The following is a 25,109-nucleotide window of genomic DNA, read 5'->3' as shown; positions in this document are numbered from 1 at the left end:
GCGCCGCGTCCGGGCGGAGAGGACAGAATGAGCGATATTCTCGAGCAGAATCCCGAGCTCGAGGGCCTCGGCACCTACGAGTTCGGCTGGTCAGACCCCGACCCCGCGGGTCAGCGGGCGCAGCGCGGGCTGAGCGAGGAGGTCGTCCGGCACATCTCGGCGCTCAAGAACGAGCCCGAGTGGATGCTGCAGCGGCGACTCAAGGGCTTCCAGATGTTCCAGCGTAAGCCGATGCCCAACTGGGGCGCCGACCTGAGCGGCATCGACTTCGACAACATCAAGTACTTCGTGCGCTCCACAGAGAAGCAGGCCCAGTCGTGGGAGGACCTCCCCGACGACATCCGCACCACCTACGAGAAGCTCGGCATCCCCGAGGCGGAGCGCCAGCGCCTCGTAGCCGGCGTCGCCGCCCAGTACGAGTCCGAGGTCGTCTACCACCAGATCCGCGAGGACCTTGAGCGGCAGGGCGTCCTCTTCCTCGACACCGACACCGCGCTGCGGGAACACCCGGAGTTCTTCGAGGAGTATTTCGGGTCGGTCATCCCGGCCGGCGACAACAAGTTCGCCGCCCTCAACACCGCGGTGTGGTCCGGCGGCTCGTTCGTGTACGTGCCCAAGGGCGTCCACGTCGACATCCCCCTGCAGGCCTACTTCCGCATCAACACCGAGAACATGGGGCAGTTCGAGCGCACGCTGATCATCGCCGACGAGGGCAGCTACGTGCACTACATCGAGGGCTGCACCGCTCCGATCTACAAGACCGACTCACTGCACTCCGCGGTCGTCGAGATCATCGTCAAGAAGAACGCCCGCGTGCGGTACACGACCATCCAGAACTGGTCGAACAACGTCTACAACCTCGTCACCAAGCGTGCCATCGCCGAGGAGGGTGCGACGATGGAGTGGATCGACGGCAACATCGGCTCGAAGGTCACCATGAAGTACCCGAGCGTGTACCTCGTCGGCCCTCACGCCCGTGGCGAGACGCTCTCCGTCGCGTTCGCCGGCGAGGGGCAGCACCAAGACCCGGGCGCGAAGATGATCCACCTCGCCCCGCACACCTCCTCGTCGATCGTCTCGAAGTCGATCGCCCGCGGCGGCGGCCGCGCCGGCTACCGTGGCGAGGTCCGCTTCGGCGAGAACGCCCACCACGCGGCGAACACCACCCGCTGCGACGCGCTGCTCGTCGACGAGATCTCCCGCTCCGACACGTACCCCGCCGTCGACATCCGCGTCGATGACGTCACCATGGGCCACGAGGCGACCGTCTCCAAGGTCAGCGAGGAGCAGCTGTTCTACCTGATGAGCCGCGGCATGCCCGAGGACGAGGCGATGGCTATGATCATCCGCGGGTTCATCGAGCCGATCGCCCGCGAGCTGCCCATGGAATACGCCCTCGAGCTCAACAAGCTCATCGAAGTGCAGATGGAAGGATCGGTGGGCTAGGAGTGGCCGACACCATGACACAGCAGGCAGTCCGTGAGCACGACGGGTACCGGGTGCCCGTGCAGACGCGCTCGCAGCGGTTCGCGTCGACCGACGTGGCGGACTTCGAACGCCCGTCGAGCCGCGAGCTCGTCTGGAAGAACACCCCGCTCAAGCGGCTCGAGCCCGTGCTCGGCGAGCTGGACGGCTCGCCGGCGCCGTACACCGCCGACGCCCCGGCCGGCGTGTCGATTGCGTGGGTGGACCGCGACGACCCCCGGGTCGGCAGCTCGCACACGAAGCCGGAGGACTACGTCTCCGCGCTCGCCTGGAGCCGCTTCGAGCGCGCGCTGGCCGTCGACATCCCGCAGGATGCCGAGCTCGCCTCCCCTGTCGTGATCACCCGCGCCGAGCTCGGCTCCACGCCCCGCGCCGCCCACACGGTGATCACCGCCGGCGCGCACAGCCGGGCCATCGTCGTGTTGGAGAACCGCGGTGAGGCGAACCTCGCCGAGAACGTCGAGATCGTCGCTGGCCCCGAGGCGAACCTCACCGTCGTGACGCTGCAGGAGTGGGGCGACGACGCCGTCCACGACGCCGAGCACTTCATCCAGGTCGGCCGTGGCGCGAACGTCCGCCACATCGAGGTGAACCTGGGCGGGGCGCTCGTGCGCGTCAACCCGTCGGCCCGTTTCGCCGGCCCGGGCGCCAATGTGGAGCTCGACGGCGTGTACTTCGCCGACGCCCACCAGTTCCTCGAGCAGCAGGTCTACGTCGACCACAACGAGCCCAACTGCGTCTCGCGCGTCACCTACAAGGGTGCGCTGCAGGGGGAGGGCGCCCGTAGCGCCTGGGTGGGCGACGTGCTCATCCGCGCCGAGGCCGAGGGCACCGACACGTACGAGCAGAACCGCAACCTGCTGCTCACCCTGGGCGCCCGCGCCGATTCGGTGCCGAACCTCGAGATCGAGACCGGCGAGATCATCGGCGCCGGGCACGCGTCCGCGACCGGCCGCTTCGACGAGGAGCAGCTGTTCTACTTCCAGGCGCGAGGCATCAGCGAGGAGGAGGCCAAGCGCATGGTCGTGCGCGGGTTCCTCGTCGAGGTGATCCAGCGCATCGGCCACCAGCCGCTCGAGGAACGGCTGGAGAAGGCCATCGAGGCGGAGCTGTACCGGGTTCCGCTGACCGACGTCGAGGCGGTGCGTGGCGTGCACCGCGCGGAGGAGGAGTGAGCGACATGGCCGAGACCGGAACCGGCGAGTTCGTGAAGGTGTGCGGCGTCGACGACCTCGACCCCGAGAGTCCCCTGCGGGTCAACATCGGCGACGAGCACATCGCGCTCGTGAAGACCGCCGACGGCGACGTCCACGCGATCGGCGACGTGTGCACGCACGGCGACATCTCCCTCTCCGAAGGGTTCGTCGAAGGGTGCACGCTCGAGTGCTGGGCGCACGGGTCGAAGTTCGACCTGAACACGGGGCGTCCGCTCACCCTGCCGGCCTACGAGCCGGTGCCCGTCTACGCCGTCGAGATCCGCGACGGCGACATCTGGATCGACCCGCACGGACGCCTCGTCGAGAGCTGACCGCGGGGCCGCGCCCGCACCACACCGAGACTCACACGAAGGAAGCACCAAGGACATGTCAACACTGGAGATCCGAGACCTGCACGTCAGCGTCGAGACCGATCAGGGCGAGGAGAAGCCCATCCTCCGGGGCATCGACCTCACCATCAACACCGACGAGATCCACGCGATCATGGGCCCGAACGGCTCGGGCAAGTCCACGCTCGCGTACTCGATCGCCGGCCACCCCGGCTACATCATTAAACAGGGCTCGGTGAAGCTCGACGGCGAGGAGCTGCTCGACAAGCCGGCCGACGTGCGCGCCCGGGCCGGACTGTTCCTGGCCATGCAGTACCCGGTCGAGATCCCGGGCGTGACGGTGAGCAACTTCCTGCGCACCGCCAAGACCGCCATCGACGGCAAGGCCCCGCGTCTGCGCGACTGGCTGCGCGAGGTCAAGGGCTCCATGAAGGAGCTGCGCATGAGCGACGACTTTCTCGAGCGCAACGTCAACGAGAACTTCTCCGGCGGCGAGAAGAAGCGCCACGAGATCCTGCAGATGGAGCTGCTCAAGCCGAAGTTCGCGATCCTCGACGAGACCGACTCTGGCCTCGACGTCGACGCGCTGCGTATCGTCTCCGAGGGCGTCAACCGCGTGCGCGAGGCCAACCACACCGGTCTGCTGCTGATTACCCACTACACACGCATCCTGCGCTACATCAAGCCGCAGTTCGTCCACGTGATCGTCAAGGGCCGCGTGGCCGAGGAGGGCGGCCCCGAGCTCGCCGTCCGCCTCGAGGACGAGGGCTACGATCGCTTCCTCGATCCGAACGAGGCCCTGGTCTGATGTCCGACGAGGTCACACCCTCGCCCGATCCGGCTGCGGCGGGCGCCCCGGCCGACCACCCGGTGCCGCCCGTCGGCGAGCCGTCGCCCGAGCTGTACGACCGGATCGAGGACGCCCTGCGCGAGGTCGTCGACCCCGAGCTCGATATCAACATCGTCGACCTCGGCCTCGTCTATGATCTGTCGTTCGACGAGACCGGCGAGCTCGTCATCTCGATGACGCTCACCTCGGCGGGCTGCCCGCTGACCGACGTGCTCGAGGAGCAGATCGGGGCGTCGCTTGCGGACGTCGTCCGCTCCTTCCGCATCAACTGGGTGTGGATGCCGCCGTGGGGCCCCGAGCGGATCACACCCGAGGGCCGCGACATGATGCGCGCCCTCGGGTTCACGATCTGACTGGGCACGACGGCAGGCGACGGCTCCAGCCGGATCGCGGACCCGTCGGCGGCCGCCTGAGCGGCGGCGTCCGCCGGGCCGGGGCCACTCGTCGCCTGCCGTCGTGCCCGGGACGAGGCGGACCGGACTCCGGTGCGACGGGGTCGTCCGCTCGGCGGCTCGGCGCCGCACGGCGCGGCACTATACTGAGCTGGTCTCGGCCCGCGTCCTGCGGGCGTACCCCATTCCCCGAAGGAGAACTCCCACACCGTGCTCGCCGTGAAAGACCTGGAGATCCGTGTGGGTGCCCGCACCCTGATGAGCGGGGTCACGTTCCGGGTCGACCGAGGCGACAAGGTCGGCCTCGTCGGACGCAACGGCGCCGGCAAGACCACCCTGACGAAGGTGCTCGCCGGCGATCTGCTGCCCGCGGCGGGCGAGGTCACACGCAAGGGCGTGTTCGGCTACCTGCCGCAGGATCCCCGCGCCGGGGACCCCGAGCAGCGGGCGCTCGACCACATCGTCGACGCGCGCGACCTGGGGCGCATCTCCCGGCAGCTGAAGACCGCCCAGGAGCAGATGGCCGACCCCGACCCGAAGGTCGCCGAGAAGGCGATGAAGCGGTTCGCCCGGCTCACCGACCGGTTCGAGGCGATGGACGGCTACGCGGCCGAGGCCGAGGCGTCGAGCATCGCCCACAACCTCGCCCTCGAGGACCGCCTGCTGAACATGCCGCTCGGCACGCTCTCCGGCGGCCAGCGCCGCCGGGTCGAGCTGGCCCGGATCCTCTTCACCCAGGCCGACACGATGGTGCTCGACGAGCCGACCAACCACCTCGACCATGACTCGGTGATGTGGCTGCGGGACTTCCTCAAGAAGTACCAGGGCGCGCTCATCGTGATCAGTCACGACACCCGGCTCATCGACGAGACGGTCAACCGTGTGTTCTACCTGGACGCGAACCGGCTGACCATCGACATCTACAACATGGGCTGGCGCCACTACCTGCGTCAGCGGCAGGCGGACGAGGAGCGCCGCCGTCGCGAGCGCGCCAACGCCGAGAAGAAGGCCACCCAGCTGCAGCAGCAGGCGGCCCGGTTCGGCGCGAAGGCCACGAAGGCCGCGGCGGCCCACCAGATGCAGCGGCGGGCCGAGCGGCTGCTCGACGGGCTCGAGGGCCCCCGGCAGACCGACCGGGTGGCGAACATCCGCTTCCCGAAGCCCGCGCCCTGCGGGAAGACCCCGCTGATGGCCCGGGGCATCTCGAAGAGCTACGGATCGCTGGAGATCTTCACCTCGATCGATCTGGCGATCGACCGCGGGTCGCGGGTCGTCATCCTCGGGCTCAACGGCGCCGGCAAGACGACCTTGCTGCGCATCCTCGCGGGCGTCGACCAGCCGGATGCGGGGGAGGTCGTCCTCGGCCACGGGGCGAAGCTCGGCTACTACGCCCAGGAGCACGAGACTCTCGACCCGGACGCGACTCTGCTGGCGAACATGCTCGCGGGCGCCGACCTGACCGAGCGGGAGGCGCGCAGCGTCCTCGGCTCGTTCCTGTTCACCGGCGACGATGTGCTCAAGCTCGCCGGGGTGCTCTCCGGCGGTGAGAAGACCCGGCTGGCGCTCGCACGGCTCGTCGTCTCGAGCGCGAACGTGCTGCTGCTCGACGAGCCGACGAACAACCTCGACCCGGCGAGCCGCGAGCAGATCCTCGACGCGCTGCGCCACTACGAGGGTGCGGTGATCATGGTCAGCCACGACGAGGGCGCGGTGCTCGCGCTGAACCCGGAGCGGGTGCTCATCATGCCGGAGGCCACCGAGGACATCTGGACGCAGGACTACGCCGAGCTCATCTCGCTCGCCTGAGCGCCCCCGTTCGCCGCGTCGGGCAGGCCGGGTCGCGCACCGCGGGGGGAGTGCCCGCGTCATGGCCATGAGACGCCGCTCCGGCTCACCGGCTCAGCGCCGGCCGGGCTCAGCGCCGGCCGTCCAGGATCTCGTCCTCGGCGATCTCGTCGGCGTCCCGCCGGCGCCGGCTCTCACGGCGCTGCCGCTGGGCGCGCACCTCGCTGCCGCCGGTCGCGTCCAGCCGCCGGAGGGTCTGCCGGATCGCGTACCCGAAGCCCACGAACGCGAGCACGGCGAACACCAGCCACTGCAGAGCGTAGCTGAGGTGGCTGCCCTCGCTGAGGCTCGGCTGCGGGATCTGTGTCGGCCGCTCCGCGGTCGCCGGGTCCTCGCCGACCATGTCGCCATACATGGCGGTGTACGCGTCGCCGAGCCCGTACCGGTCGACGACCTGGGGCAGTGAGAAGCTCGCGATCTGGCCGTCCGGCGCGGAGCGGTCGACCTCCTGCTGTGCGGGCCGCAGCCGGACGACGACGGTCACCTCACCCTCGGGTGGGGCCGGGATGTCCGTGGGCGCCTGCCCGTCGTCGCCGGTGGCCACCCAGCCCCGGTCGACGAAGAAGACATCGCCGCCGTCGAGGCGCAGGGGCACGAGCACCTCGAAGCCGGGCTGGCCGTCCAGGGGCCGGTTGCGCACGAGCACCTGATCGGCCGAGAGATAGGTGCCGTGCAGCTCGACCCGCCGGTACTCGAGCGCGTCGTCGAACGCACCCTCATCCGGCACGAGCCGGTCGAGGGAGCTCACCTCCGCCGACCAGTTCGCCTGCACCTTCTGGATCTCGGCGACCGCCTGGTCCCGGCGGTCGAACTGCCAGCGGGAGAGCAGCACGCACACGATCGCGAAGACGATCACCCCGGCCAGATACCCCGTCCACTCCCAGAGGCTCAGTCGTCGCAGCGATCGAAGCAGTCCACGCATGAGGTCGACTCTAGCCGCGGGTGAGCGGGGGCAGCGCGCCGCGGGCGCGACGGTCGTCCTCCTCACGCAGGTCGGCGGGGATGTCCGGGGTCGGCGTGGCGCGGTCGGCTCGATGTGCGGCGGGACCGGCCGGGTATCCGCGCCAGGCGTCGCGGGGGTCGGGCTCGGCGGCCCGTGGGGACTCGTCGTCGGCGGGTCCCTCGAGGTCGATGACCACGAACCCGGGGTCGGCGGTCGGGGTGGATGCGTCGGCGGCGATCGCCCGGTCGACGACCGACTCGAAGCGCGAGTTGACCCGCTTGGGCAGGTTCGCGATCACCACGGCGTACAACGGCAGGATGGCGGCGCCGACGAGCGGCAGCATCTTCCACCAGCCAGGCACGACGAACAGCAGCAGGATGCAGACGATGCGCAGCGCCATCGAGATGGCGTAGCGGATCATCCGCGAGACCCGGTCGTCATGGGGGGAGTTCGGGGCGTTGGTGACGAGCGCCACCTGATGCTCGGCATGATGCGCCACCGGTCCCACCTCCTCTCGCCGTGACCCGGGCGAGTCGTCCAGAAGGCCCCGCAACGGACGCGCCGGGCCGGGACGCGAGCCGGCCGTGCCCGACCTGTGCATCCCCTATATAGTGTAGGGCGTTCGAGCCGGGCGAGCCCGGAGACCGAGCGGAACTCCGACAGGTGTCCGTGACCGTGTCCGCGCGCCGGCTCGCCGAACAGGGAAGAAGGAGTCCACAGCGTGACCGACACCACTGATCGCATCGTCCTCGTCACCGGCGGCAACCGCGGCATCGGCCGCCGCGTCGCCGAGGAGTTCCTGCGGCGCGGGCACCGGGTGGCGGTGACCTCGCGCAGCGGGCAGGGTGGCCCGGACGGCGCGCTCACCGTGCGCGCCGACGTCACCGACGCCGCGTCCCTCGACGCCGCCGTGGGCGAGGTCGAGCGCGAGCTCGGTGACGTCGGCGTGCTCGTCGCGAACGCGGGGATCACCCGCGACCGGCTCGTGCTGCGGATGACCGAGGACGACTTCACCGCCGTCGTCGACACGAACCTCACCGGCGTGTTCCGCACGGTCAAGCGGGTACTCAAGGGGCAGATCCGCGCCCGCTGGGGGCGGATCATCCTGTTGTCGAGCGTCGTCGGGCTGTATGGGTCGGCCGGCCAGGTGAACTACGCCTCGGCGAAGGCCGGGCTCGTCGGCATGGCCCGCTCGCTCACCCGCGAGGTCGGGTCGCGCGGCATCACCGCGAACGTGGTGGCTCCGGGGTTCATCGAGACCGACATGACCGCTGAGCTCACCGACGAGCAGCGAGCCAGATACCTCGCGGCGATCCCGGCGGGACGCTTCGGCAGTGTCGAGGACGTCGCCCGGGTCATCGCCTGGCTCGCCTCCGACGACGCCGGCTACATCAGCGGGGCGGTCATCCCCGTCGACGGCGGGCTCGGCATGGGGCACTGACCTCTGGACCGCCCCGGTCGGTCAGCGGCCGGGCGCGGCCGGGCGCGAGTCGGTCAGCGGGGTCGGCTGTGATGGGTCAGCGGGGCAGGAACGGGATCACCGCGTCCAGCCCCTGCGGGGCGGGGATGACGACGTCGGCCCGCTCGGCGACGACAGGCTTCGGCCGGTACCCGACGGACACGCCGGCGATCGCCATCATCTGCAGGTCGTTCGCACCGTCGCCGACGGCGACCGTGCGCTCCATCGGCACGCCGAGCTCCGCGGCCCAGCCGGCCAGGGTCTCCGCCTTGCGGCGGGCGTCGACGATCGGCTCGGTGACCCGGCCGGTCAGCCGTCCGTCGACGACCTCAAGCTTGTTGGCGCGCCAGAGATCGAGCCCCAGCCGCTCGGCCAGCGGCTCGAGGATCTGACTGAAGCCGCCGGAGATCGCGCCGATCCGCCCGTCGCGCTCGTGCACGGCCGCGATGAGCTCCTCGGCGCCGGGGGAGACCCGCACACGCTCGAGCGTCCGTGCCAGCACCGCCTCGGGCAGGTCGCCCAGCGCGGAGACGCGCTGGTGGAGGCTCTCGAGGAAGTCGATGTCGCCGTGCATCGCGCGAGTGGTGATCTCGGTGATCTCGGCGCGGGCGCCCGCCTCATCGGCAAGCAGCTCGATCACCTCGTCCCGGATCAGGGTGGAGTCGACATCGGTCACGACGAGCAGTGCAGTCACCCCCGCATCCTATCGAGGTCGTCGTGACGGGCCCGGCAAGCACGCCGGGGAGCCGTCGGTGTTCTAGGGTTGAGGCCATGACAACAGTGCTCGATCTTCAGCATGTCACCGTGCAGCGCGCCGGGCGCGATCTGCTCGACGACGTCTCCTGGCAGGTGGACGACGACCAGCGCTGGGTCGTGCTCGGCCCGAACGGCGCGGGCAAAACCACGCTGCTCAACGTGGCCAGCGCCCAGCTGCACCCCACCCGCGGCACCGTCGACATCCTCGGCGAGCGGCTCGGGCGCGTGGACGTCTTCGAGCTGCGCCCGCGCATCGGCTTCGCCTCGTCGGCGAACAACGCCCGCATCCCCCCGACGGAGACGGTGCTCGATGTGGTGCTCACCGCCGCCTACGGGGTGACCGGCCGGTGGCGCGAGGCCTATGAGGACGAGGACGTCGCCCGCGCGCACACCATGCTGCACGACTGGCGGCTCGAGTCGCTCGCAGACCGCGCCTTCGGCAGCCTGAGCGACGGGGAGCGCAAGCGCGTGCAGATCGCCCGGGCGGTCATGAGCGATCCGGAGATCCTGCTGCTCGACGAGCCGACGGCGAACCTGGACCTCGGCGCCCGCGAGGAGCTGCTGCAGCTCCTCGGAGAGTACGCGGTGGCCCCGGGCGCACCCGCACTGGTGTCGGTCACGCACCATGTCGAGGAGATCCCGCGCAACTTCACTCACGCGCTGCTGATGAAGGACGGCCGGGTCATCCGGCAGGGGCCGATCAACCAGGTGATCATCAGCGAGCGGCTCAGCCGGCTGTACGACCTGCCGCTGGTCGTCGCCGAGACCGACGGACGCTACACCGCCCGGGCCGATCTGGTATAGTCCCTTTCTGGCTTGCGCACACTCGGTGATCCCTCGTGTGCGGAATCACGGAGTTCGATCAAAGGATCAATGATGAAAAAAGGCATCCACCCCGATTACGCGCCGGTGGTCTTCCGCGATCTCGCCAGCGGCGAGATGTTCCTCACCCGCTCCACGGTGAAGCCGGAGAAGACGGTCGAGTGGACCGACGGCAACACCTATCCGGTCTATGACGTCGAGATCTCCTCGGTGTCGCACCCGTTCTACACGGGCAAGCAGCGCATCCTCGACTCGGCCGGTCGCGTCGAGAAGTTCAAGTCGCGCTACAAGGGCTTCGGCAAGCTCGGCTGATCGCCGATCCTGCACGTCCGACGAGGGCATCCCGGTTCACCGGGGTGCCCTCGTTCGCGTCTTCCCGCGACATCGCCCGGGTGGAGGGGAGGGCCTGCGCGGGCCGACGGCCGTCCCGGCGGTGACGGTCCGGCGGCTCGCCGGGCAGATCGGGCGTCCGGGGCGCGCAACGGCTCAGGGCCACACGACATGGTCGCGCCCTGCCGGGCCGTGCGTGCCCGGGGCGGGCCTCAGCCCACCGGCCGGCGGGCCTCAGCCCACCGGCCAGGCGGTGCGCGCCCGGAAGCCGGGCTGGCCGCGCCTGGTGCGCATGTACTCGGCGAAGCGCTCGCCCTGCTCGCGCGCCCACGCGACCTGCTGGTCGTGCAGCCGATCGGCCGGCAGATCCAGCTCGGGATGCGTGTGGGCGATCGCCTGGGCCACACGGCCGGCGGCGATCGCGTCCGCGCTCGCCCGATGCGCGTCCTCCAGCGTCACCCCGTACTGTGCGCAAGCCGCGGTGAGCGTGCGCTTGCCTCGACGGTACCGGTCGACGGCCCGGTCGATGACGAGGGGGTCGATCACCGGACGGGGCGCCTCAAGCGGCTCGATTCCGTGGCGCCGGGCCTCGTGGTGCAGCAAGGTCAGGTCGTAGGGGGCGTTGTACGCGGCGATCGGGCGGCCGGCGGCGAGCTGCGCGCGCAGCAGGGCGACGATCTCGGCGATGCCGGCGGCCGCGTCCTGCCCCTCGGCGCGGGCCAGCTCGGTGCTGATGCCGTGCACCCGCCGGGCCGCCTCGGGGATCTCCACCCCGGGATCGAGCAGCCAGTCGCGCTCGGCGACCACCGCGCCGGCGGCGTCGAGCCGGACGACGGAGGCGGTCACGATGCGATCGGAGCGGGTGTCGACCCCCGTCGTCTCGGTGTCGAAGGCGATGAGGTCACGGGCCCAGACGGGCAGGGGAGCAGACGAGGTCATGGTGTCGAGTGTAGCCACGGCCTCCGACACCGCCGTCGCGGCCCGGGGACGCCGCCGGCGCAGGGACGGGGACGCCGCCATGGCGGGGACGGGGACGCCGCCGGGGCGGGGACGGGCGTGGTGCGCCGTCGCGCCGCGCGCCGTGGCCGGGACCCCGCGGCGATACAATGTGAGGCGTGAACAGTGCAGCACCACGGCCCGAGGAGGGCACGGAACCGGAACGCCGTCAGAGCGAGGTGCTCGGCACCGTCACCACCTGGTGGCGCTACCCGGCGCGTGACGCCGACGCCGTGCGCGAGCCGCTGCTGATGGTGCACGGCTTCCGCGGCACGCACCAGGGGCTCGACGACCTGGCCCGGGCGCTCAGCGCGGGGCCCGGCGGACGCGACGTTATCGTCCCCGACCTGCCGGGCTTCGGGCAGTCGCCCTCGCTGCGCGCCGGGGGCACGATCGAGGCGTACGCCCTGTGGCTCATCGCCCTGCGCGACCAGCTCGATCTCGAGGACACCCCGGTGCTCGGTCACTCGTTCGGCACGACGATCATCGGCGCCGCGCTCTCGCTCGGCATGCTCACCGATCGCATCGTGCTGATCAACCCGATCAGCGCGCCGGCCCTGCAAGGGCCGCGCCGGGTCGGCACCCTCGCCGCCCTCGCGTACTACCAGCTCGCGGCCGCGCTGCCGGACGCGGCCGCACGCCGGGTGCTCTCCTCACGGGCGGTCGTGCGTGTGATGAGCGAGGTCATGGCCAAGACCCGTGACCGCGCGCTGCGGCGCTGGATCCACCGCCAGCACCGGGCATGGTTCTCGGTGTTCGACTCGCCCAAGACGCTGCTCGAGGCGTTCGAGGCCTCGATCACGCATGACGTGGGGGAGTACACGTTCGACTTCACGGAGCCGACGCTCGTGATCGCCGGCGACCGCGACGACATCGTCCCGCTCTCCGCACAGCAGGCGTTCGTCGACGAGCTCGACGACGCGACCCTCGTGGTCGCCCACGGGGTCGGACACCTCGTGCACTACGAGGCCTGGCGGGCGGCAGACCGGTGGATCCGCCGCTACCTCGATGAGGGTGAGCACCGCGGACCGGCGCGCGACGCCCGCGAGCCGGCGGGCGGTCAAGGCACGGGGCGGTAGCCGGGGCGCCCCGGCCGGGCGTCGTAGCGGGTCAGCGCCCAGCGTCCTGCATCGTCCACGCGGAAGACGTTCACGCTGCCGTTGTGGATCACCTCATGCGGGCGAGGCCGGGAGAAGTCGGTCACGAACCGCATCAGCGACCCGATCACACCGCCATGGGTGACGACGAGCAGCCGCCGGCCGGGGTGCCGTGCCGCGACGGCGGCCAGCGCCGGCCGCGCCCGGTCGACCACGTCGGTCCGGCTCTCCAGCCCGGGCACGGGGCCGTCCTCGCCGAAGCGGGCCATGCGCTCCTCGAGGGTGAGCCCCTCGATCTCACCGAAGGCGCGCTCCCGCAGCGCGGGCAGCACCGTGGGCCGGCCGAGTCCGAGCACGTCCGCGATGATCCGCGCGGTCTCCGCGGCGCGCACGAGCGGGCTGGTGAGGATGCCGTCCCAGGTCTCGTCCGCGAGTCGCGCGGCCGTCACCCGCGCCTGCGCGCGACCGACGTCGTTGAGCGGGATGTCGGTGCCGCCCTGGATGCGGTGTTCCGCGTTCCAGTCGGTCTCGCCGTGTCTGACGAGTCCGAGGGTGGTGGCGGTCATCCGCTCCTCCTGAAGGTCTGGTCGGGCCCGAGGCAGGGCGCCATCCGGCGCCGTCCGCGCGCTGCGGGCGGTGGACCCGTCCGAGTGTACCCGCGGTGCCCGAGCCCGCGGTCGGGGCTGGGTCTCCGACGTCTGTATACGATCACCGGCGAGGGGCCGGCCCACGGCCTCTCGTGGGCTACGATGGCACCGTGGCTACCAACAACGACGTTAAGAACACAGATCGCATCCGCAGTGAGGTCTTCCGCAGCAAGATCGTCACGGCGGACGAGGCGGCGGAGCTGATCCACGACGGCGCGGCCATCGGGTTCAGCGGCTTCGTCGGCGCCGGCTACCCGAAGGCGGTGCCCGCGGCCCTGGCGAAGAAGGCGGAGTCCCTGCACGCCAAGGGAGAGCCGTTCCAGGTGCGGGTCTACACCGGCGCCTCCACAGACCACGCCCTCGACGGCATCCTCGCCGAGAGCGACGCGGTGTCGTTCCGCACCCCGTTCTCCACGGACGGGTCGCTGCGCAGGCAGATCAACAGCGGACATGTCGGCTACATCGACACCCACCTGTCGCACCTGGCCCAGCAGGTGGAGGAGGGCTTCCTCGACCACCTCGACTTCGCGGTCATCGAGATCTCCGGCATCGACGAGGAGGGGCACCTCATCCCGTCCACCTCGCTCGGCAACAACAAGACCTGGCTCGAGCAGGCCGACAAGGTCATCCTCGAGGTCAACGAATGGCAGCCTGAGGCGCTCAACGGCGTCCACGACGTCTACTACAGCGTCGACGTGCCCCCGCACCGCAAGCCGATCCCGCTGGTGACCGCCCATGACCGGATCGGCCGGCCCTGGCTCGAGGTCGACCCGGAGAAGGTCGTCGGCGTCATCGAGACCGAGGGCGGCGATCGCAACACCAAGTTCACCCCGCTGGACGACGTGTCAAAGGCGATCGGCGACAACGTGGTGCGGTTCTTCCAGCAGGAGGAGGCCGCCGGCAGGCTGCCGAAGGGTACACTGCTGCCGCTGCAGTCGGGCATCGGCAACGTCGCCAACGCGGTGCTCGCCGGGCTCGAGCGCGCCGGCTACAAGGGACTCGAATGCTTCTCCGAGGTCATCCAGGACGGTATGCTCGCCCTGATCAAGTCCGGCACGGTCAGCCTCGCCAGTGCCACCGCACTGTCGCTGAGCCCGGACGCGGTCGACGAGTTCCGCGACAACATCGACTTCTACAACAAGCACATCATCCTGCGCCCGCAGGAGATCTCCAACAACCCGGAGCTCATCCGCCGCATCGGCGTCGTGGCGATGAACGGGATGGTCGAGGCCGACATCTACGGCAATGTGAACTCCACACACGTGGCCGGGACGAAGATGATCAACGGCATCGGCGGGTCGGGTGACTTCGCCCGCAACGGGTACATCTCGATCTTCCTCAGCCCGTCGGAGGCGAAGGGCGGGAAGATCTCCGCGATCGTGCCGTTCGTGTCGCACGTCGACCACACCGAGCACGACACCATGGTCGTCGTCACCGAGTACGGCTTCGCCGATCTGCGCGGCAAGACCCCGCGGCAGCGCGCCGAGGCGATGATCGCGATCGCCCATCCCGACTACCGTGATCAGCTGCGCGACTACTTCGAGCGGGCCTGCGCCCGCCCGAACGCCGGGCAGACCCCGCACATCCTGCCCGAGGCGCTCAGCTGGCACCAGCGGTTCCTCGAGACCGGCTCGATGCGCGCCGACGACTGACCTCGACGAACTCCGACCGGCACGGGCCCGGACGCCGCCACCACGCGGCTCCGGGCCCGTGCCGGCTAGGCTGGAGACGTGCATGTGACCCGCGTGAACCTGTGGCGATTCATCCTGATCGGGCTGGCCGCCGGCGTCCTCTCCGGCCTGTTCGGCGTCGGCGGCGGCATCGTGATGGTGCCGCTGCTGTCCCTCGTCGGCGTGCTCCCGAGACTCGCGAGCGGCACCTCTCTTGCGGCGACGGTGCCGATCTCACTCGTGGGAGTGATCACCTACGCCGCCCACGGGGCGCTCGACCTGATCCCCGGCCTCGCGATCGGCGGCGGCACGTTCCTCGGCGCGTACGTGGGCACATGGCTGCTGCAGCGCATCCGCCCGAAGGCGCTGCAGATCACCTTCGCCCTGGTCATGCTCGCCACGGCCGTGCGCCTGTTCATCGCGCTGCCCGGTGACGGCGATCCGTTCACCCCCACGCTCGGTCGCGTCCTCCTGCTCGTGGTCTTCGGCGTGGTCGTCGGGGCGCTCTCCGGGCTGCTCGGCATCGGCGGGGGCCTCGTCATCGTCCCCGTGCTCGTGCTCGGCATGGGCATCGACGCCACGATCGCGAAGGGCGCCTCCCTCGTCGCGATCCTGCCCGGCGGGGTCAGCGGCACGCTCGGCAACCTGCGCAACCACAACGTCGACCTGGGGATGGCCACGGCGATAGGCCTCTCCGGCGCGGCGGGGACGGTCCTCGGTGGCTGGCTGGTCCAGGTCATCGACCAGCGGGTCGCCATGGCGCTGTTCACCGGACTGCTCGTGATCAGCGCCCTGCAGATGGCGCGGAAGGCGCTGAACTCCCCGCGGTGACCGGGGCGGGCGGCGCGTCCGGACCGGGTGCCCTGGGGCGAGAGCCCGCCGCGGGACACCCCGCACGCCGGGGCCGTGCCAGGTGCCGGTCGCGCTTGGAACAGAGCCGTCGGCCCGAAGGCAGGCCGGGGGTGCCCCCCGGAGATGCAGAACGGCGGCATCCTCGTCGGATGCCGCCGTGCTCGTGCCCGAGACGGGACTTGAACCCGTACCCACGTTAAATTGTGGACTAGCACCTCAAGCTAGCGCGTCTACCAATTCCGCCACCCGGGCAGGTGGACGACCTGCAGCTCCCGAGTCACCCGGTCGCCCGCAGGCACCATGTGAGCGTAGCACGTCGATCGCAGTCCGGGGAAATCGAGCCGGCCCGGTCGTCGTCGTCCGGGCGTGTCTCGGCCTCGACGGCGACCGTCGGCCTTGGGAGTCGCCGTCGACCGGTACCATGGCGGGATGACGACGCCCGACATCGCCTCGACAGACTCCATGGCCTTCTCAGCGCTGCGTGACCCGGGCGCCCCCACCTCGGAGGAGGTGTTGCCCGAGGTTGTCCGCGTCACCCGCGACCTGATCCGGTTCGACACGAGCAATCACGGCGACGGCCGCGCCCGCGGCGAGGGGCCCGTCGCGGAGTACATCGCCGCATACCTGCGCGACCGCGGCCTGGAGCCGGTGATCGTCGCCCCGGACCCAGGGGAGGGACCCGTCCGGCCGAGCGTGTTCGCCCGCTGGGGTGGGGACCGGCCCGATCTGCCGCCGATCCTCGTCCACGGGCACATGGACGTCGTCCCCGCCCGCCCGGAGGAGTGGAGCGTCGACCCGTTCGCCGGCGAGATCCGCGACGGCATGCTGTGGGGGCGCGGTGCGCTGGACATGAAGGACATGCTCGGCATGATGCTCGCCAGCGTGGACGCGATGGTCACCTCCGGACGCCGCCCCCGTCGTGACGTCATCCTGGGATTCCTCGCCGACGAGGAGGCCGGCGGCGCGCGCGGGGCGGAGTGGATCGCCCGCGAGCATCCCGAGCTCGTCGCCGACGCGACCGTGGCGCTCAGCGAGGTCGGCGGCTACACCGTGACGATCGGCGGCCGCCGCGCCTGGCTGCTGCAGACGGGGGAGAAGGGGCACGCCTGGGTGCGACTGACCGCCCGCGGCAGCTCAGGGCATGCCTCCGCCGTCCGCCCGGACAACGCGGTCACCGCGATTGCCCGCGCCGTCGCCGGCATCGGCGCGATCGACTGGCCGGTCGAACTGACGGAAACGACCCGCGCCCTCCTCGACGGCATCCGCAGCCTCGCCGGACTGCCCGAGGACGCTGCCCCCGAACGGGTGCTCGCCGAGGCCGGTCCCGCCGAGCCGTTCCTCGCCGCGACGCTGCGCAGTACCACGACGCCGACGGTGATCGACGCCGGCTTCATGCAGAACGTTGTGCCCGCCACCGCGGAGGCGCGCATCGACGTGCGGCCGCTTCCGGGCGCCGACGAGAAGGTGCTCGACCGGCTGCGCGAGGCGGCCGGCGACGACGTGACCGTCGAGGTCCTCGCCGAGGGCCACGGCTACGAGTCGCCGTTCTCCGGGACGTTCGTCGACGCGGTGCGGGCCACCATCGCCGAGCTCGACCCCGAGGCGGTCGTGCTGCCCTACCTGCTCAACGCCGGCACCGACAACGTCGCGCTGCGCCCGCTCGGCCTCGCCGGCTACGGTTTCGTGCCCATGCGGGTGCCGGACGGCTTCGACCTGCCCGGCGGCTACCACGCCGTCGACGAGCGGGTGCCGCTCGACACGCTCGCGTTCGGGCGGCGGACGCTCACCGCGCTGCTCGAGCGCTACTGACCGCAGCGGTGACGCCGCCGGCTGATCCGGTTCCCCGCCGTGCGAGAGTGGTCTAGGGTGGTAGGCGGTCTGCCCGGCCGCACTGCGGCCCGCGACCACCGGAAGCGCGGGCGCACCCGGTCGCGCCCATTCATCCCACTCGGAAAGGCGAGTCTTGTCCATCCTCGACGCCCTGATCCTCGGTCTGGTCCAGGGACTCACCGAATTCCTGCCGATCTCCTCCAGCGCCCACCTGCGCATCGTCGGCGAGCTGCTGCCCGGCGCGGCGGACCCCGGATCCGCGTTCACCGCCATCATCCAGCTCGGCACCGAGGCCGCCGTGCTCGTGTACTTCTGGAGGGACATCGTGCGCATCGTGCGCGCCTGGGCGGGGTCCCTCGCCGGACGCGTCGCTCGTGACGATCCGGACGTGCGGCTCGGCTGGGTCGTCATCATCGGCACCATCCCCATCGGCGTGCTCGGCCTCGTGTTCAAGGACACCATCGAGACGACCCTGCGCAGCCTGTGGATCGTCGCGATCATGCTCATCGCATTCGGCCTGCTGCTCGGCGCCGTCGACCGCTGGGCGCCCAGCCGCAAGGACCTCACTGACCTCACCCTCCGCGACGGCCTGCTGATGGGGCTGGCCCAGGCGCTCGCGCTCATCCCCGGCGTCTCCCGCTCGGGTGGCACCACCACAGCCGGCCGCGCCCTCGCCTACGATCGGCCCACCGCCGCGAAGTATTCGTTCTACCTGGCCGTGCCGGCTGTCGTCCTCAGCGGCCTGTTCGAGCTCGTCCAGGCGCTGCGCGGCGACACCGCCACCATCCCCGCCTTCTGGCCCACCGCCCTGGCGACGGTGGTGTCGTTCCTTGTCGGCTGGTTCGTCATCGACCGGCTGATGAAGTACCTCCAGCACGGCTCGTTCACCCCGTTCGTCATCTACCGCGTCGTCCTCGGCGCCGTGCTCCTCGTGCTGCTCGGCGCCGGCGTGCTGCAGGCCTGAGACGCGGAGGGAAGCGAACGCATGAGAGCCTGGACCGCAACCGCACTGCCCGCACTGCCCGGCGCAGGCACCGTCCCACGCATCCACGACCAGGCGACCGACACGCTGCAGCCGGCCGCCACGGGCGACACCGCCCGCCTGTACGTGTGCGGCATCACCCCGCACGGCCACACCCACATTGGCAACACCGCGACCTTCCTCGCCTACGACCTGCTCGTGCGCGCCCTGCACGACGCCGGGGTCACCGTCACCTTTGCGCAGAACGTCACCGATGTCGACGACCGGGTGCTCGCCGTCGCGGACGCCGCCGGCGCCGATTGGGAGGACCTCGCCGCCGAGCAGACCCGCGAACACCTGACCGACATGGCCTGGCTGGGGGTGCAGCCTCCGGACCGCCTGGTGACGGTCACCGAGGCGATCGACCAGATCGGCCAGTCCGTCCTCGCGCTCATCGAACGAGGCCACGCGTACCGCGTCGACAGCCCGGACGGCGCCGAGGAGGACATCTACTTCGACGTCTCCGCCGCCGACTCCGCCCTCGCCTGCTGGACGCTGGGGGAGGAGTCCCACTGCACCCGCGACCAGATGCTGCGCCTGTTCGCCGAGAACGGCGGCGACCCGAAGCGGCGCGGCAAGCGCGACCGGCTCGACCCCCTGCTGTGGCGAGCCGCCCGGCAGGGAGAGCCGGCCTGGCAGGTCATCGGCCTGCCCGAGGGGCGGCCCGGCTGGCACATCGAGTGCGCGGTCATCAGTGAGGCCCTCCTCGGCGCCGACTTCGACGTGCTCGGCGGCGGACGCGACCTCGTATTCCCTCACCACGAGCTCGCCGCCGGGGAGGCCACCGCACTCAACGAGCTGCCCATGGCCCGCGTCTACAGCCACACCGGCATGGTCTCCTACCGAGGACGGCGGATGAGCCGCACCGCCGGCGACCAGGTGCCCCTCGCCCGACTGCGCGATGCCGGCGTCGACCCTGACGCGCTCCGGGTCGCGATTCTCGCCCACCACTACCGCAGCGACTGGGAGTGGCAAGACGAGGAGCTCGCCCGAGCCCAGGAGCGCCTCGCCGGCTGGCGTGCCGCGCACCGGGCCGGGCTCGCCGGCGGCGACCACGCCGAGACAGCCGACAACCCGGTGCTCGCCAGCCTCCGCGAGGCGCTCGCCCGCGACCTCGACGCACCGCGTGCCCTGCGGGTGCTCGACGCCTGGGCGGATAGCCCCGAGACCCCCGAGCTCGTCGCCCGCGCGGCCCGGGCACTGCTCGGCATCGACCTGACGAAGGAGCCGCAACCATGAGCACGCCCACCCCGCCCGAGGCGGTCTGCTGGGATCTCGACGGAACCCTCGTCGACTCCGAGCGCTACTGGATCGAGTCCGAGACCGCGCTGATCACCGCGGCCGGCGGCAGCTGGAGTGAGCGGGAGCAGCGCGCCTGCGTCGGCGCCGCCCTCGACGTGATGGCCCGCCACGTCATCGCCGCCGGCGTCGACGCGAGTGTCCCCGAGGTCATCCGGGCCGTCTCCGCCGGAGTCAGCCGCCGCTACCGTGAGCAGGGCGTGCCTTGGCGCCCCGGCGTCCTCGCCCTGCTCACCACCCTGCGCGACGCCGGCGTCCCCCAGGCGATCGTGACCATGTCGCACCGCGACACCGCCGGCCACATCGCCGAGCAGGCTCCCGACGACGTGTTCACCACCGTCGTCTCCGGCGACCAGGTGCCCTTCGGTAAACCCCACCCCGCCCCCTACGAGACCGCCGTCGCCCGACTCGGCGTCACCGCCTCCCGCACGATCGCGTTCGAGGACTCGCCGACCGGCATCGCCAGCGCCACCGCCGCCGGCCTCCTTACCATCGGCGTGCCCTGCGTGCTCGACCTGCCCGCCGCCGACGACCACCTGGTGTGGCCGACGCTCGAGGGCGTGACCGTCGCCGACCTGCAGGGCCTGTTCCGCCCCCGTCCCCCGCAGGCCGCGCCGCAGGGGAGCGGGTCCGCCCGGTCGAGCGCGGGTGCGCGCCTCCACGACCAGGCGACCCCGGCCGAGGATGGCACCGCATCCCCGACCATGCCCCACACGAGGGAGACCGACGCATGACCAATCAGCCCACCCACGCCAGGCCCCTGCGCGCCGGCGACAAGGTGCAGCTCACCGGGCCGAAAGGGCGCATGCACACGATCATCCTGCAGCCCGGGGCCGAGTTCCACACCAACCGCGGCGCCATCCGCCACGACGACCTCATCGGCGGCCCCGACGGCACCGTCGTCCAGACGGCCCAGGGCACCCGCTGGCTCGCCCTGCGCCCCCGACTGGTCGACGAGGTGCTCTCCATGCCCCGCGGCGCCGCGATCATCTACCCCAAAGACGCCGTGCGCATCCTCGCCGCCGCCGACGTCAAGCCCGGCGACCATGTCGTCGAGGCGGGCGTGGGCTCCGGGGCCCTGAGCCTGTGGCTGCTGCGCGCCCTCGCCGGCCACGGCGCCCTGCACTCCTTCGAACGCCGCGCCGAGTTCGCCGAGATCGCCGAAGCGAACGTCTCCGGCCACCTCGGTGGCCACCCCGACAACTGGACGATCACCCTCGGCGACCTGCAGGAACGACTGCCCGACCAGGTGCCCGACAGCACCGCCGACGCCGTCGTGCTCGACATGCTCGCCCCGTGGGAGACCCTCGACGCCGTCACCCGGGCCCTGCGCCCCGGCGGCGTGCTCGTCGTCTACGTCGCCACCGTCCCGCAGCTCTCCCGCGTGTGCGAGGCCGTGCGTGACACCGAGCGGTTCACCGACCCCGCCGCCAGTGAGTCCATCGTGCGCGACTGGCACGTCGAGGGCCTCGCCGTCCGCCCCGAGCACCGCATGATCGGCCACACCGGCTTCCTCGCCGTCGCTCGCCGCCTCGCCGAAGGCGTCGACCTGCCCGACCTGCGCCGCAGGCCAGCCAAAGACGCCTATGACCCCGAGGACATGGAGATCTGGACGCCCGGCGCCGTCGGCCAGCGCGGCGTGTCTGAGAAACGCCTGCGTAAGACCGTCCGCGAGGCCCGTCGTCAGCGCGAGCGCCGCGTCGCCGAGTAGGCTGAACGCCGGAAATGGAGACATCGATGCGATCACCGGTCACACACCCCACCACGCCTGTCACCGGCCGGCCCGAGCCGGGACGCGCCCACCACGGTGGGCGACTGCTCACCGGGCTCGGCGCGATCGCGCTCGTGGGCGGGCTGCTCGCCGGCTGCTCGTCCGGGGAGCGCCCCCAGACCGTGGCCACCGGGGACGTCTCCGACGCCGTCGCCGCGGCCGACTTCAGTCTCGACCGCACGACGATCACCGCCGACCCGGACGCGAGCCCGGACGCCGCACAGCTGACGATCGGCACCCGCGGCGACGGTCGCTGGGTCGACGTCGACGGCGATGCCGCGGTGCTCGGCGTGTCGATGTTCAGCCTCGCCACCGGACAGTCGCTCGGGCAGGCCACCGAGCTTCCCGCCGTCACCGCGTCCTTCCTGCGCGATCTGAACAGCCCCGTCTACACCGCCGTCGCCGACGCGATGGGCGGTCTGAGGGTCGGCGACGTGTTCACCCTCGTCGTCCCGGACGTGCCCGGCGGCACGGGCGCCTCGTCGAGTGACTCCACCGACTCGTCGTCGACGACGGGCACGGTCGTGGTCATCGGCCGCGTCGACGACGCCTTCCCAGCCCGCTCTCACGGCACCGAGCAGGCCCCCGTCGCGGGCTTCCCGCAGGTCGTGCGCGACACCACCGGGCGGCCGGGCCTCGTGCTGCCGACCGATTACGACTCGGACGACGCCCCGGAGTCGGCCGTGCTCGTCCGCGGCGACGGCGACGTGACGCCCGCGGTCGGCGACACCGTCTACCTGCAGATGACGTTCTTCGACACGAAAGCGACCAAACGCTCAGCCAAAGTCGTCCAGTCCACCTGGGAGACCGGGCAGCTGACCTCCATCGACCTCACGGACGACGCCGGCGACGACATCCTCAGCGTGATCGGCCGTGCGATCACGGCCGCCCCGATCGGCTCGCAGATCATCGTGCACGTCCCAGAGGACTACCAGACGCAGATGGGCGACCTCATCGTCCTCGATACCCTGGGTGTCGCCCCGGCCGATGACACCGACCAGGGCGACGACACACAGAGTGACGACCAGAACGACGGCACCGCTGACCCTGACGGCTCCGTGCAGCAGGACGGCGACACCGGCGCCGGGGAGTGACCATGGTCGCCGACACCGTCTCGGCCGAGGAGCGTCTGCTCAACCTCGTGCTCGCCCTGCAGGACACCCGCTTCGGCATGACCAAGCGCGAGATCCTCGAGACCGTCGCCGGCTACGCCGAGGACGTGCGGCGCGGCACGGCGACACCCGCCGCCCTCGAGCGTCGATTCGAACGTGACAAGGCCACTCTGCGCGACCGGGGCATCGAGCTCATCGCCAGCGACGACCCCGCCGCCCCGGGCGACAACCAGCGCACCCGCTACCACATCGACACCCGTGGCTACGCGCTGCCCGAGGATCTCGTCCTCGACGACGAGGATCTCGGCCTTATCGCCGCGGCCGCCGTCTTGCTCTCCTCATTCGACGTCGCCGGCGGCCGACATATCGACACCCGGGCCCGAGCCCTCACCGGGCGTGAGACCGACCGGCCCGCCGAGCCCACGGTCGACGGGCTGCTCGACCTGGTCGTCCACGAGCCCGACCTGCAGCCTCTGCAGCGCGCCGCCCTCGACCACACGATCATGCGCTTCGACTACCACACTGCCGACCACGACACCGCCACCACCCGCACCGTGCTGCCGGTTGCCGTCGTGCTGCGCGACGGCCGCTGGCACGCCCACGCCATCGACCTCGACCGACTCGCCGCGGACGCCCGCCCGGCCACCCGCACCTTCCTGCTGCAGCGGATCACTCGCCGCGCCGCACCCGCCGCAGACGTCGACCCCGCCCTTGCGGCCCACGCACGGGCCGCAGCGGCCGCGCACGACCCGGATGACTGGGCCGCACGCGCGCTCGCCGAGCTCGATCGCGTCCGCGCCGCCCAGTGGGTCGTCGTCGCCGTCTGCCCCGGCAGCGAAGCGGCCGTCCGGCTCGGCGACCGACTCGAACCGGCACCCGCCGACCCCTCGGCGGGAGCTGACCCGGCCGTCCCCTGGTACACTCTGCATACCACCGATCTCGACCTGCTCGCCGACGAGCTCGCCGGTTACGGCGACGAGGTGCAGGCCCTCGCCCCACCGGCCTTCCGTGAACGGGTGCACCACAAGCTGCAGCGCCTCATCGACGACCACGCCGATCGGCCCGGGGCGCATCCCGAGGAGGTCGACCATGTCTGAGCGCGCCACCGCGGCCGACCGCTTCGATCTCGCGCTCCTGCTCGTCCCCTGGGTGCTGGCCAACCCCGGGGCGACGGTCACCGAGATAGCCGACCGCTTCGAGGCCACCCCGGCGGTCGTCCGCCGACTGGTGCGCCTGCTGCCCCTTGTCGGCGTGCCCGGCGAGATGCGCACCTACGGCCCCGAGAGCCTGTTCGACATCGACCGGGAGGCCTTCGAGAACGAGGACCGTGTCGTCATCACCCACGCGGTCGGCCTCAACCGCGTCCAGCGCTTCACCGCCGGCGAGCTCGCCGGGCTCCAGGCGGCGATGAACTATCTCGCCGCGGTGCTCCCCCAGGAGCGCCGAACCCGAGCCCTCGATCTGCTGCGCCGACTCGGCGCCGGCCCCGTCACCGTCGAGCCCGAGGGACGCGTCGCCGAGAGTCTCGCGATGCTGCGCGCCCGCGGTGCGGCCGGCGACCCCGTCGCCTTCGACTATGTGAACGCCTCGGGCGAGCGCTCCCACCGGGTGGTCTCCATCGACCGCCTGCGATTCAGCCAGGGGACCTGGTACCTCCTCGCCACAGACGGGAGCGAGGAGGACGCCCGCCCGATCGTCAAGTCCTTCCGCATCGACCGGATGACCCGCCTGTGTGCCGCCGAGGTCACGCCCGCCGCGGTACACGGCCCGGACCCCGAGGAGGCCGCCCCGATCAAGGTCACCCTCGAGGTGCAGCGGGAGGGCGCAGCCGTCCTCATGGCCTTCGGGGAGAGCATCCCGGCCGACGCGCGCTGGCCGATCACCCGCACCGTGTCCGTCGGATCGATCCCCGCCCTCGTGCGGCACATCTCCTCGCTGCCCGGTCGCGTCCGCGTCATCGCCCCAGACACCGTCCGCAGACAGATCGCCGACCGCGCCCGCAGGGCGCTCGCTGGGCATCGCCCACCCGGCGTCCGGGGATGACCCGTCACGATAGAATTCCCCCCATGGCCGTTCTGCTCTCCGCCCTTCTCGTCCTGGCCGCGCTGGTGGTCCTGGCCTCGGTCGTGACATTCCGACGACGCACGGCCAGGGCGGCGCTCGCCGGCATCCGAGCGGATGTCAGCCGTCTGTCGTCGGCGTGCGCGCCGTTGCAGGAACAGATCAACCGTGCCGCACGGCGCCGCGGCGAGGCGGACGCTGGGCCGGTCGCGGAGATCCTGCTCCCCGAACCGGGCACGTCGCAGAGCCATTGACACGGCCCGAACCCGTGGGTCCGGTGAGACAGGCGCTCCTGATGTGCGCGGCCCGTGCACACGGCCGGTCA

General features: G+C 71.4%; 26 protein-coding genes and 1 tRNA gene. 21 read left to right on the top strand and 6 right to left on the bottom strand.

What is annotated here, in order from left to right; all coding sequences use genetic code 11:
* Positions 1-27: 27 nt before the first annotated feature.
* The 6 genes from sufB to F8O02_RS03075 all read left to right on the top strand — a co-directional run bounded on the left by sufB (position 28) and on the right by F8O02_RS03075 (position 6,079).
* Entirely contained in the window at positions 28-1,446 is a 1,419-nt protein-coding gene (gene sufB / locus F8O02_RS03100; RefSeq protein ID WP_158035786.1) for a Fe-S cluster assembly protein SufB, read from the top strand.
* 14 nt (positions 1,447-1,460) lie between these two features.
* Positions 1,461-2,660 carry a Fe-S cluster assembly protein SufD gene (gene sufD / locus F8O02_RS03095; protein WP_158035785.1) on the top strand — a complete coding sequence of 400 codons (1,200 nt, stop codon included), beginning with the start codon at positions 1,461-1,463 and terminating at the stop codon, positions 2,658-2,660.
* A 5-nt stretch (positions 2,661-2,665) separates the two neighbouring features.
* Positions 2,666-3,013, top strand: a complete 348-nt coding sequence (locus F8O02_RS03090; RefSeq protein WP_158035784.1) for a non-heme iron oxygenase ferredoxin subunit — start codon at positions 2,666-2,668, stop codon at positions 3,011-3,013.
* Between the two features lie 55 nt (positions 3,014-3,068).
* Positions 3,069-3,839 (top strand): Fe-S cluster assembly ATPase SufC, encoded by a 771-nt coding sequence (sufC, locus tag F8O02_RS03085; protein WP_158035783.1) that lies wholly within the window; start codon positions 3,069-3,071, stop codon positions 3,837-3,839.
* Positions 3,839-4,234, top strand: a complete 396-nt coding sequence (locus tag F8O02_RS03080) for a metal-sulfur cluster assembly factor (protein WP_158035782.1) — start codon at positions 3,839-3,841, stop codon at positions 4,232-4,234. The genes sufC and F8O02_RS03080 overlap by 1 nt, the downstream gene beginning before the upstream one ends.
* A gap of 249 nt (positions 4,235-4,483) precedes the next feature.
* Entirely contained in the window at positions 4,484-6,079 is a 1,596-nt protein-coding gene (locus F8O02_RS03075) for an ABC-F family ATP-binding cassette domain-containing protein (RefSeq protein ID WP_158035781.1), read from the top strand.
* A 109-nt stretch (positions 6,080-6,188) separates the two neighbouring features.
* On the opposite strand, the gene F8O02_RS03070 is transcribed toward F8O02_RS03075, so the two are convergent.
* Positions 6,189-7,040, bottom strand: coding sequence for an SURF1 family cytochrome oxidase biogenesis protein (locus tag F8O02_RS03070; RefSeq protein WP_158035780.1), 852 nt, complete (start codon positions 7,038-7,040; stop codon positions 6,189-6,191).
* Between the two features lie 10 nt (positions 7,041-7,050).
* Positions 7,051-7,560, bottom strand: a complete 510-nt coding sequence (locus F8O02_RS03065) for a DUF3099 domain-containing protein (RefSeq protein ID WP_225734084.1) — start codon at positions 7,558-7,560, stop codon at positions 7,051-7,053.
* 222 nt (positions 7,561-7,782) lie between these two features.
* On the opposite strand from F8O02_RS03065, the gene fabG reads away from it, so the two are divergent.
* On the top strand, positions 7,783-8,502 hold the full coding sequence (gene fabG, locus F8O02_RS03060; protein ID WP_158035778.1) for a 3-oxoacyl-ACP reductase FabG: 720 nt from the start codon (positions 7,783-7,785) through the stop codon (positions 8,500-8,502).
* 76 nt (positions 8,503-8,578) lie between these two features.
* Here fabG and serB read toward each other — a convergent pair whose 3' ends face one another.
* Positions 8,579-9,214 (bottom strand): phosphoserine phosphatase SerB, encoded by a 636-nt coding sequence (gene serB / locus F8O02_RS03055; protein WP_158035777.1) that lies wholly within the window; start codon positions 9,212-9,214, stop codon positions 8,579-8,581.
* Positions 9,215-9,291: 77 nt separating this feature from the next.
* Between serB and F8O02_RS03050 the strand changes: the two genes are divergently transcribed.
* Together F8O02_RS03050 and F8O02_RS03045 are read left to right on the top strand one after the other, a co-directional pair.
* Positions 9,292-10,080 (top strand): ABC transporter ATP-binding protein, encoded by a 789-nt coding sequence (locus F8O02_RS03050; RefSeq protein WP_158035776.1) that lies wholly within the window; start codon positions 9,292-9,294, stop codon positions 10,078-10,080.
* A gap of 72 nt (positions 10,081-10,152) precedes the next feature.
* Complete coding sequence (locus F8O02_RS03045; RefSeq protein WP_158035775.1) at positions 10,153-10,410, top strand: type B 50S ribosomal protein L31; 258 nt, start codon at positions 10,153-10,155, stop codon at positions 10,408-10,410.
* Between the two features lie 252 nt (positions 10,411-10,662).
* Here F8O02_RS03045 and F8O02_RS03040 read toward each other — a convergent pair whose 3' ends face one another.
* A complete protein-coding gene (locus F8O02_RS03040; protein WP_179416309.1) occupies positions 10,663-11,367 on the bottom strand; it encodes a 3'-5' exonuclease in 705 nt (234 codons plus the stop codon).
* A 176-nt stretch (positions 11,368-11,543) separates the two neighbouring features.
* Between F8O02_RS03040 and F8O02_RS03035 the strand changes: the two genes are divergently transcribed.
* On the top strand, positions 11,544-12,503 hold the full coding sequence (locus F8O02_RS03035) for an alpha/beta fold hydrolase (protein ID WP_158035773.1): 960 nt from the start codon (positions 11,544-11,546) through the stop codon (positions 12,501-12,503).
* On the opposite strand, the gene F8O02_RS03030 is transcribed toward F8O02_RS03035, so the two are convergent.
* On the bottom strand, positions 12,485-13,087 hold the full coding sequence (locus tag F8O02_RS03030) for a histidine phosphatase family protein (RefSeq protein WP_158035772.1): 603 nt from the start codon (positions 13,085-13,087) through the stop codon (positions 12,485-12,487). The genes F8O02_RS03035 and F8O02_RS03030 overlap by 19 nt on opposite strands.
* Before the next feature lie 191 nt (positions 13,088-13,278).
* On the opposite strand from F8O02_RS03030, the gene F8O02_RS03025 reads away from it, so the two are divergent.
* Together F8O02_RS03025 and F8O02_RS03020 are read left to right on the top strand one after the other, a co-directional pair.
* Positions 13,279-14,820, top strand: coding sequence for an acetyl-CoA hydrolase/transferase family protein (locus F8O02_RS03025; protein WP_158035771.1), 1,542 nt, complete (start codon positions 13,279-13,281; stop codon positions 14,818-14,820).
* Positions 14,821-14,898: 78 nt separating this feature from the next.
* Positions 14,899-15,669: a sulfite exporter TauE/SafE family protein gene (locus F8O02_RS03020; protein ID WP_158035770.1), complete on the top strand. Its 771-nt coding sequence runs from the start codon at positions 14,899-14,901 to the stop codon at positions 15,667-15,669.
* A 185-nt stretch (positions 15,670-15,854) separates the two neighbouring features.
* Here the strand turns inward: F8O02_RS03020 and F8O02_RS03015 are convergent.
* Positions 15,855-15,942: transfer RNA gene (locus F8O02_RS03015), tRNA-Leu, on the bottom strand.
* A 210-nt stretch (positions 15,943-16,152) separates the two neighbouring features.
* Here F8O02_RS03015 and F8O02_RS03010 point away from each other — a divergent pair.
* The 9 genes from F8O02_RS03010 (at position 16,153) to F8O02_RS02970 (ending at position 25,038) form a co-directional block, all read left to right on the top strand.
* Positions 16,153-17,499 (top strand): M20/M25/M40 family metallo-hydrolase, encoded by a 1,347-nt coding sequence (locus tag F8O02_RS03010; RefSeq protein ID WP_404821170.1) that lies wholly within the window; start codon positions 16,153-16,155, stop codon positions 17,497-17,499.
* A gap of 154 nt (positions 17,500-17,653) precedes the next feature.
* A complete protein-coding gene (locus F8O02_RS03005; protein WP_158035768.1) occupies positions 17,654-18,484 on the top strand; it encodes an undecaprenyl-diphosphate phosphatase in 831 nt (276 codons plus the stop codon).
* A gap of 21 nt (positions 18,485-18,505) precedes the next feature.
* Positions 18,506-19,780, top strand: coding sequence for a cysteine--1-D-myo-inosityl 2-amino-2-deoxy-alpha-D-glucopyranoside ligase (locus F8O02_RS03000; protein ID WP_158035767.1), 1,275 nt, complete (start codon positions 18,506-18,508; stop codon positions 19,778-19,780).
* On the top strand, positions 19,777-20,574 hold the full coding sequence (locus F8O02_RS02995) for an HAD family hydrolase (protein ID WP_158035766.1): 798 nt from the start codon (positions 19,777-19,779) through the stop codon (positions 20,572-20,574). The genes F8O02_RS03000 and F8O02_RS02995 overlap by 4 nt, the downstream gene beginning before the upstream one ends.
* Positions 20,571-21,551 carry a tRNA (adenine-N1)-methyltransferase gene (locus tag F8O02_RS02990; RefSeq protein ID WP_158035765.1) on the top strand — a complete coding sequence of 327 codons (981 nt, stop codon included), beginning with the start codon at positions 20,571-20,573 and terminating at the stop codon, positions 21,549-21,551. The genes F8O02_RS02995 and F8O02_RS02990 overlap by 4 nt, the downstream gene beginning before the upstream one ends.
* Positions 21,552-21,577: 26 nt before the next feature.
* A complete protein-coding gene (locus tag F8O02_RS02985; protein ID WP_158035764.1) occupies positions 21,578-22,705 on the top strand; it encodes a hypothetical protein in 1,128 nt (375 codons plus the stop codon).
* Between the two features lie 2 nt (positions 22,706-22,707).
* Positions 22,708-23,820, top strand: coding sequence for a helix-turn-helix transcriptional regulator (locus F8O02_RS02980; RefSeq protein ID WP_158035763.1), 1,113 nt, complete (start codon positions 22,708-22,710; stop codon positions 23,818-23,820).
* Positions 23,813-24,766 (top strand): helix-turn-helix transcriptional regulator, encoded by a 954-nt coding sequence (locus F8O02_RS02975; RefSeq protein ID WP_158035762.1) that lies wholly within the window; start codon positions 23,813-23,815, stop codon positions 24,764-24,766. The genes F8O02_RS02980 and F8O02_RS02975 overlap by 8 nt, the downstream gene beginning before the upstream one ends.
* Before the next feature lie 23 nt (positions 24,767-24,789).
* A complete protein-coding gene (locus F8O02_RS02970; protein ID WP_158035761.1) occupies positions 24,790-25,038 on the top strand; it encodes a hypothetical protein in 249 nt (82 codons plus the stop codon).
* Positions 25,039-25,109 lie beyond the last annotated feature (71 nt).

This window comes from Pseudoclavibacter caeni (assembly GCF_008831125.1).
GTDB lineage: Bacteria > Actinomycetota > Actinomycetes > Actinomycetales > Microbacteriaceae > Pseudoclavibacter_A > Pseudoclavibacter_A caeni.
The sequence above is the reverse complement of the archived record's forward strand: the minus strand, read 5'-3'. Positions and strand labels throughout refer to the sequence as shown.

What these genes read in the sequence shown, in the direction of transcription:
- sufB (WP_158035786.1), top strand. Translation starts at nt 28, where the DNA reads ATGAGCGATATTCTCGAGCAGAATCCCGAGCTCGAGGGCCTCGGCACC.
- sufD (WP_158035785.1), top strand. Translation starts at nt 1,461, where the DNA reads ATGACACAGCAGGCAGTCCGTGAGCACGACGGGTACCGGGTGCCCGTG.
- F8O02_RS03090 (WP_158035784.1), top strand. Translation starts at nt 2,666, where the DNA reads ATGGCCGAGACCGGAACCGGCGAGTTCGTGAAGGTGTGCGGCGTCGAC.
- sufC (WP_158035783.1), top strand. Translation starts at nt 3,069, where the DNA reads ATGTCAACACTGGAGATCCGAGACCTGCACGTCAGCGTCGAGACCGAT.
- F8O02_RS03080 (WP_158035782.1), top strand. Translation starts at nt 3,839, where the DNA reads ATGTCCGACGAGGTCACACCCTCGCCCGATCCGGCTGCGGCGGGCGCC.
- F8O02_RS03070 (WP_158035780.1), bottom strand. Translation starts at nt 7,040, where the DNA reads ATGCGTGGACTGCTTCGATCGCTGCGACGACTGAGCCTCTGGGAGTGG.
- F8O02_RS03050 (WP_158035776.1), top strand. Translation starts at nt 9,292, where the DNA reads ATGACAACAGTGCTCGATCTTCAGCATGTCACCGTGCAGCGCGCCGGG.
- F8O02_RS03045 (WP_158035775.1), top strand. Translation starts at nt 10,153, where the DNA reads ATGAAAAAAGGCATCCACCCCGATTACGCGCCGGTGGTCTTCCGCGAT.
- F8O02_RS03040 (WP_179416309.1), bottom strand. Translation starts at nt 11,367, where the DNA reads ATGACCTCGTCTGCTCCCCTGCCCGTCTGGGCCCGTGACCTCATCGCC.
- F8O02_RS03030 (WP_158035772.1), bottom strand. Translation starts at nt 13,087, where the DNA reads ATGACCGCCACCACCCTCGGACTCGTCAGACACGGCGAGACCGACTGG.
- F8O02_RS03010 (WP_404821170.1), top strand. Translation starts at nt 16,153, where the DNA reads ATGGCCTTCTCAGCGCTGCGTGACCCGGGCGCCCCCACCTCGGAGGAG.
- F8O02_RS03000 (WP_158035767.1), top strand. Translation starts at nt 18,506, where the DNA reads ATGAGAGCCTGGACCGCAACCGCACTGCCCGCACTGCCCGGCGCAGGC.
- F8O02_RS02995 (WP_158035766.1), top strand. Translation starts at nt 19,777, where the DNA reads ATGAGCACGCCCACCCCGCCCGAGGCGGTCTGCTGGGATCTCGACGGA.
- F8O02_RS02990 (WP_158035765.1), top strand. Translation starts at nt 20,571, where the DNA reads ATGACCAATCAGCCCACCCACGCCAGGCCCCTGCGCGCCGGCGACAAG.
- F8O02_RS02985 (WP_158035764.1), top strand. Translation starts at nt 21,578, where the DNA reads ATGCGATCACCGGTCACACACCCCACCACGCCTGTCACCGGCCGGCCC.
- F8O02_RS02980 (WP_158035763.1), top strand. Translation starts at nt 22,708, where the DNA reads ATGGTCGCCGACACCGTCTCGGCCGAGGAGCGTCTGCTCAACCTCGTG.
- F8O02_RS02975 (WP_158035762.1), top strand. Translation starts at nt 23,813, where the DNA reads ATGTCTGAGCGCGCCACCGCGGCCGACCGCTTCGATCTCGCGCTCCTG.
- F8O02_RS02970 (WP_158035761.1), top strand. Translation starts at nt 24,790, where the DNA reads ATGGCCGTTCTGCTCTCCGCCCTTCTCGTCCTGGCCGCGCTGGTGGTC.